The 6,627-nt window shown below is 72.0% G+C and carries 5 protein-coding genes (1 of these 5 cut by a window edge); all 5 read left to right on the plus strand.

From position 1 onward, the window contains the following. The first annotated feature begins 75 nt into the window (after positions 1 to 75). Tightly spaced (at most 15 nt apart), the 5 genes in view from VKZ81_RS08095 to VKZ81_RS08115 form a layout consistent with a single transcriptional unit that may run on beyond the window. The gene (locus VKZ81_RS08095) at positions 76 to 1,191 is read left to right on the plus strand and encodes an ABC transporter substrate-binding protein (protein ID WP_324240824.1); all 1,116 of its coding nucleotides are present in this window, start codon (positions 76 to 78) and stop codon (positions 1,189 to 1,191) included. Continuing rightward, the gene (locus tag VKZ81_RS08100; RefSeq protein ID WP_324240825.1) at positions 1,191 to 2,903 is read left to right on the plus strand and encodes an ABC transporter permease; all 1,713 of its coding nucleotides are present in this window, start codon (positions 1,191 to 1,193) and stop codon (positions 2,901 to 2,903) included. The genes VKZ81_RS08095 and VKZ81_RS08100 overlap by 1 nt, the downstream gene beginning before the upstream one ends. A 15-nt stretch (positions 2,904 to 2,918) precedes the next feature. Then, the gene (locus tag VKZ81_RS08105) at positions 2,919 to 4,028 is read left to right on the plus strand and encodes an ABC transporter ATP-binding protein (protein WP_324240826.1); all 1,110 of its coding nucleotides are present in this window, start codon (positions 2,919 to 2,921) and stop codon (positions 4,026 to 4,028) included. Next, complete coding sequence (locus VKZ81_RS08110) at positions 4,028 to 5,257, plus strand: MFS transporter (RefSeq protein ID WP_324240827.1); 1,230 nt, start codon at positions 4,028 to 4,030, stop codon at positions 5,255 to 5,257. Before VKZ81_RS08105 ends, VKZ81_RS08110 begins: the two co-directional genes overlap by 1 nt. Continuing rightward, on the plus strand, positions 5,254 to 6,627 hold the 5' portion of the coding sequence (locus VKZ81_RS08115; RefSeq protein ID WP_324240828.1) for an FAD-dependent monooxygenase. 219 nt of this gene lie beyond the right edge of the window; only the first 1,374 of its 1,593 coding nucleotides appear in the window; the start codon lies at positions 5,254 to 5,256; its stop codon lies off the right edge, out of view. The genes VKZ81_RS08110 and VKZ81_RS08115 overlap by 4 nt, the downstream gene beginning before the upstream one ends.

Here is a 6,627-nt window from a genome sequence, read left to right on the forward strand (position 1 = left end):
CACACAAATGGTCAGTCCGTTAGTCCTCTCGGTCCGACCCTCCGAGTTGCACCGCCGCACCTCCTGGAGTCCCACATGTCACGACGATCGGCGCTAGCGGCCCTCGGCGCCGCGGGCCTGCTGCTGCTCTCCGGCTGCGGTGGCGCCCCGACGGCCGGCCCCGCCCCCGGCTCCGACCAACCCACCGCCGCGGAGGCCGTCTACGCGGAGGTCGGCGCGCTCAGCGGAACCGAGCGCCGCGACCGCCTCGTGCAGCTCGCGGCCGAGGAAGGCAACAAGCTCTCCATCTACACCTCGTTGAACGCCGACATCGCCGACATCGTCGTGCCGCAGTTCGAGCAGGCGACCGGCGTCGACGTCGACGTCTACCGCGCAGACTCGGAGACGGTGCTGCAGCGCACCCTCCAGGAGGCGCAGGCCGGCTTCGCGGGCGCGGACGTCGTCGAGACCAACGCCACCCAGATGGCGATCATCGCCGACCAGGGGCTCACCGGCGACTACCGGAGCGAGTACCGCGACAAGATCAACGAACAGTTCCAGTACCAGGGCTGGACGCCCACCCGCTTCAACATCTTCGCCCCCGCCTGGAACACCAACCTCGTGGCCGGCGACCTCGTGCCCCGCTCCTGGGAGGACCTCGCCGACCCGGAGTACGACGGCATCCTCTCCCTCGAGGTCAGCGACTACGACTGGTTCATGACGCTCTACGGCCACTTCCGCGAGCAGGGCATGGCCGACGCCGACATCGACCGGCTGTTCGCGGACATGGTGGCCGGCTCGAAGGTGGCGAAGGGCCACTCCGGCCAGGTCGAGCTGCTCTCGGCGGGCGAGTTCGGCGTGGTCGCCGCGTCGTACACCTACCTGACCGAGAAGGCGCGCGCCTCGGGGGCGCCGGTCGACGACCAGCCGTTCGTCGAGCCGGTGGTGGCCCGCGCCAACGGGGCGGGCCTGCTGCGCAGCAGCACCCACCCGGCCACCGCGATGCTGTTCCTCGACTGGATGCTCTCCGACGGCCAGAAGATCATCCTCGACAACGGCCTCACCCCCGCCGTGATGCCGGACGGCACCGACCCGCTCGCGGGCCTGCAGGTCCTGCCCGTGGACGTGCAGCAGCTCATCGACGAAGGCAGCGAGTGGTCCGCCCGTTACGACGAGGTCGTCCGCGGCGGCGAGCAGCTGCCGGAGCAGTGATGGCGACACTCGCCACCGGCGCACCGGGTGTCCTCGCGCGCACGCGCGAGGCCCTGGTGCGCCCCCGCACGCTCGTCGCCGTCGCGACCACCGCCGTCGTCGGCTACCTCGCCCTCATCCCGCTGGTCTACCTGCTGTGGACCACGTTCTCCGACGCCGAGGGCTTCAGCCTCGGCGGCTTCGCGCGGGCCTACGGCGACCCGCGCATCGGCGGGCTCGTCGGCAACTCGGTGTGGTTCGCGGTGGGCTCGGCGGTGCTGTCGCTCACCGTCGGCACGGCGCTCGCCTACTTCAACGTGCGCACCGACGTGCCGTTCAAGGCGCTGTTCTTCGCCGCGTCGATCATCCCGCTGATCATCCCGGGGATCCTCTACACGATCTCGTGGATCTTCCTGGCCAGCCCGACGATCGGCCTGCTCAACGCCCTGGTCGAGCCGGTGTTCGGCCCGGGGACCTTCGACATCTTCACCGTCTGGGGGATGATCTGGGTCGAGGGCCTGCACCTGTCGCCCATCGCGTTCCTGTTCATGGTCGCCGCGTTCCGCTCGACCGACCCCTCCCTGGAGGAGTCGGCGCTGATGAGCGGCGCCACCCGGGTGCAGACGTTCCGCCGGGTCACCCTCCCGCTGGTCCGCCCGGCGCTGCTGTCGGCGGCGCTGATCATGCTGGTGCGCAGCCTCGAGAGCTTCGAGGTACCCGCCCTGCTCGGCCTGCAGAACGGGATCTACGTCTTCACCAGCCGCATCTACCAGGTGCTGCGCAGCTACCCGGTCGACTTCGCCGGGGCGGGCGCGCTCGCCGTCGGGCTGCTCGCGGTCGCCGCGCTCGGCATATGGCTGTCGAACAAGGCGGGCGGCGGCCACGGCGGCGCAACGATCACCGGCAAGGGCTTCCGCCCACGCCCGATCGACCTCGGCCGCTGGAAGCCGGTGGTCGGGGCGGGCATCCTGGCCTACTTCTTCGTCACGGTGCTCGCCCCGCTCATGGTGCTGCTCTACACGGCCCTGCTGCCCTACTACCGGCCCCCGTCGCGGGAGGCGTTCGCGTCGATGAACCTCGACAACTTCGTCGCCGTGTTCAACCTCCCCTCGGTGCCGACCGCGCTGAAGAACTCCCTGATCCTGGGCGGCGGGGCGGCGACGATCGTCATGGCCCTCATGGCGGTGGCCGCGTGGGTGGTGGTGCGCTCGGGCATCCCGGGCCGCCAGATCCTCGACCACATCGCGTTCTCGCCGCTCGTCATCCCCGGGCTGGTGCTCGGCGTCGGGATCGCGTTCGTCTACCTGCGCAGCCCGCTGCCGATCTACGGCACGCTGCTCATCCTGCTCATCGCCTACTGCACCCGGTACCTGCCCTACGGCATGCGCTACGCGGTGGCGGGGATGCAGACGATCTCCACCGAGCTCGAGGAGTCGGCGCAGGTCAGCGGGGCCGGCTGGTGGGCGACCTTCCGCCGGGTGCTACTGCCGCTCATCGCACCCGCGCTGCTTGCGGGCTGGGTCTACATCTTCGTGGTGAGCTTCCGCGAGCTGTCCTCGTCGATCCTGCTCTACACGCCGGGCAACGAGGTGCTGTCGATCTCGATCTGGGAGCTGTACGCCAACGCGCGCTTCGGGGAGCTGTCCGCGCTCGGCGTGATCATGGTGCTCATCCTCGCCGTGCTCGTCGCGGTCGCCTACAAGGTCGGCGCGCGCGTCGGCCTCAAGGACTGAAACGGAGGCTCGACAGTGCTGACGATCAGCAACCTCGTGAAGAGCTTCGCCGGCGACGGCCGGTCCGCGGCGGGCAGGGTGTTCGCGGTCAACGACGTGAGCCTCGAGGTGGGCGAGGGCGAGATGTTCACCCTCCTCGGCCCCTCCGGCTGCGGCAAGACCACCACGCTGCGGTCGGTGGCGGGCCTGGAGAAGCCGGACTCCGGCCGGATCGTGGTCGGCGGGCGCGTCCTGTTCGACGGCGACGGCGTCAACGTCCCGGCCAACCAGCGCGGCCTCGGCATGGTGTTCCAGTCCTACGCCATCTGGCCGCACATGACCGTGTTCGACAACGTGGCCTTCCCGCTGCAGGTGCGGAAGCGCTCGCAGCGGCCGGGGAGGCGGGAGATCCGCGAGCGCGTGGCCAAGGTGCTCGAGACGATGGAGCTCGCCCACCTCGCCGACCGGCAGGCCACCAAGCTGTCGGGTGGCCAGCAGCAGCGCCTCGCGCTGGCCAGGGCGATCATCATCGAGCCGCCGCTGATGCTGCTCGACGAGCCGCTGTCCAACCTGGACGCGAAGTTGCGCGAGTCGCTGCGCTACGAGCTCAAGCGCCTCCAGCGCGAGCTGGGCATCACGTCGGTCTACGTCACCCACGACCAGATCGAGGCGCTCGCGCTCTCCACCACGATCGCGGTGATGAAGGAGGGCAACGTCCTGCAGACGGGCCGGCCCCGCGAGGTCTACGAGACGCCGAACTGCAAGTTCGTCGCCGAGTTCATCGGCACCTCCAACTTCCTGCGCGGCAAGGTCGTCGCCCGGGCGGGCGAGTGCGTGGACATCGAGACCGACGCGGGCCGGGTGCGGCTCGAATCGGCGGCACAGGTCCCGGTCGGCGAGGAGGTGCTGGCCGCGATCCGCCCGGAGAGCCTCGAGCTCAGCACCACCGGCTGGGGCAATCGGCCCAACGAGTGGCCGGGTACCGTCACCAACCGGGCGTTCCTCGGCGAGGCGGTCGACCACATCGTGCGGGTGGGCGGGCTCAGCCTCCGGGTCAGGGGCAACCCGTCCGTCTCGATCAAGCCCGGCACGGACATCTTCGTGGCGACCGAACCGAGCAAGGTCACGCTCGTCCCGGTGGGTTGATGGACTGGGCCCGACTGCTGCACAACCGGGACTTCCTGCTCTTCTGGTCCGGCGTGGTGCTGTCCCAGGTCGGGACGCGTGCCACCGTGGCGGCGAGCCTGTGGCAGGTCTACGACCTCACCGGCTCCATCGCGACGACCGGCCTCGTCGGCGGCGCCCAGGCCGTCGCGCTCGTCGTGCTCAGCCCGCTCGGCGGCGTGCTGGCCGACCGCTGGGACCGCCGCGGCCTGCTGCAGGCGAGCCAGGCGGTCGCCATGATCGTGGCGCTCGCCATGGCGGCCGTCTCGCTCACCGGCGTGGTGCAGGCCTGGCACGTGATCGGCGGGGTGTTGGTCACCACGGCGGCCGCGACGTTCGACCAGCCCTGCCGCCAGGCCCTGGTGCCCGCGCTCGTCCCGCGCGAGGTGCTCCCGGCCGCGATCGCCCTGCTCAACCCCTCCCGCGAGGTCGCGGTGCTGGTCGGGCCCGCGCTCGGCGGCCTGCTCATCGCCGCCGACGGGCCCGGGCTCGTCTACCTGCTCGACGGGATCTCCTACGCGGTGCTCGTCGGCGTCCTCGCCGCGGTGCGCGTGCCGCCCCTGCAGCGCACCGGGCCGCCCCGCTCGATCCGCGCCGAGATGGCCGACGGCGTCGGCTACGTGCTCGGCCGGCCGATCATCTGGTCGCTGTGCGGGCTGGACCTGGTGCTCACCGTCTTCGGCGCCTACCGCGTGCTGCTGCCCGCGTTCGCCGACCGGCTCGACATCGGGCCCGCCGGGTACGGGCTGTTGTCCGCGGCGCCCTCGCTCGGCGCGCTGCTCGCCACCTACGGGATCGTGCGGCTGGTGTCGCGCTCGCAGCGGCTGGGCCGGGCGCTGCTCGCGTCCACCATCGGCTACGGCCTGGTCGCGATCGCGTTCGCGCAGACCCCGGCCCTCGGGCTCGTCCTGCTGTTCGCGCTGCTGCTGGGCGCGTTCGACGCCACCGCGACCACCATCCGGCACGCCGCGGTCCAGCTGGAGACGCCCGACGAGCTGCGCGGCCGGGTTCAGTCGCTCTACCAGATCACCTCCCGCGGCGGGCCCGCGCTCGGCGACGTCGTGATCGGCGTGGCCGCCGGGGCACTCGGTCCGGTCACCGCCCTCACGGCCGGGGCCGCGCTTCCGGTGTTGGCCGCGCTCGTACTCTTCGCCCGCCCCAACGTCGTCCGCGACTACCGCGGCACCGCCGCAGAGGAGACACAGGCGTGAACCCCGAGGTCGTGATCGTCGGCGGCGGCCCCGTCGGGGTCGGGCTCGCCATCGAGCTGGGGTTGCGCGGGATCCGCTGCGTCGTCCTGGAGCAGCGCACCCGGCTGTCGATGATCCCGAAGGGCCAGGGCCTGTCGCAGCGCACGATGGAGCACATGTGGCGCTGGGGCGTGGCCGACGAGATCCGCGCGGCCCGCACGATGCCGCCCGGCTACGCGATCGGCCAGGTCACCGCCTACGGGAACCTGATGAGCGGGTTCTGGGCGGCGCCGCCCGCGCGCGAGCTGGTGGCGCCCTACTACTTCCAGGCCAACGAGCGCCTGCCCCAGTACCGCACCGAGCAGGTGCTGCGCCGCCGCCTCGCCTCGCTCCCCCACGTCGACCTGCGCCTGGGGATGCGCGCCGTCGCCGTCGAGCAGGGCGCCGAGGGCGTGCGCGTGGTGGCCGAGGGCGCCGCCGGGCAGGAGGTGATCACCGCGGACTACGTCGTCGGGTGCGACGGCGGGCGCTCGATCGTGCGGGAGCAGGCCGACATCCCGCGCAGCGGCACCGACTGGGACGAGCTCGTGGCGCTCGTCGTCTTCCGCTCGCCCGAGCTGCACCGCGCGCTGGGCCGCTTCCCCGACCGCTCGACCTACCGCGTGCTGCACCCCGAGCTGCGCGGCTACTGGATGTTCTTCGGCCGGGTCGACGTGGGCGAGCAGTTCTTCTTCCACGCGCCGGTGCCCCGCGACGCGCGCGCGGGCCGATTCGACTTCGCCGGGCTGCTCCACCGCGCCGCCGGGTTCGCCTTCGACTGCGAGATCGATCACGTCGGCTTCTGGGACCTTCGGGTGCAGGTCGCCCACACCTACCGCGTCGGGCGCGCCTTCATCGCCGGGGACGCGGCCCACACCCACCCGCCCTACGGCGGGTTCGGGCTCAACAACGGCCTCGAGGACGCGGTCAATCTCGGCTGGAAGCTCGCCGCGGTCCTGCGCGGCCGGGGCGGCGAGGCCCTGCTCGACTCCTACAGCCTCGAGCGGCAGCCGGTCTTCCGCGATGTCGGCGAGGACATCATCGGCGGCTGGATCCGCGACGACCGCGACTTCCTCGCCACGTACGACCCCGCGACGGACCGGGCCGAGTTCGAGCGCCGCTTCGCCGACGTCGCGGCCGGCTTCGGCAGGCGGCTGCGCGACTTCGAGCCGCACTACGAGGGCTCGCCGGTCGTCTGCGGACCGCCCGGTGGCGTCGTCAGCGCGCACGGCGAGCACACGTTCTCCGCCCGCCCCGGGCACCACCTCCCCCCGCTCCCGCTGTCGGACGGCCGCAACGTCTTCGAGGCGCTCGGCCCCGGCTTCACCCTCGTCGCCCTCGACGCCGAGCCT

Source organism: Pseudonocardia sp., assembly GCF_035305885.1.
Lineage (GTDB): Bacteria > Actinomycetota > Actinomycetes > Mycobacteriales > Pseudonocardiaceae > Pseudonocardia.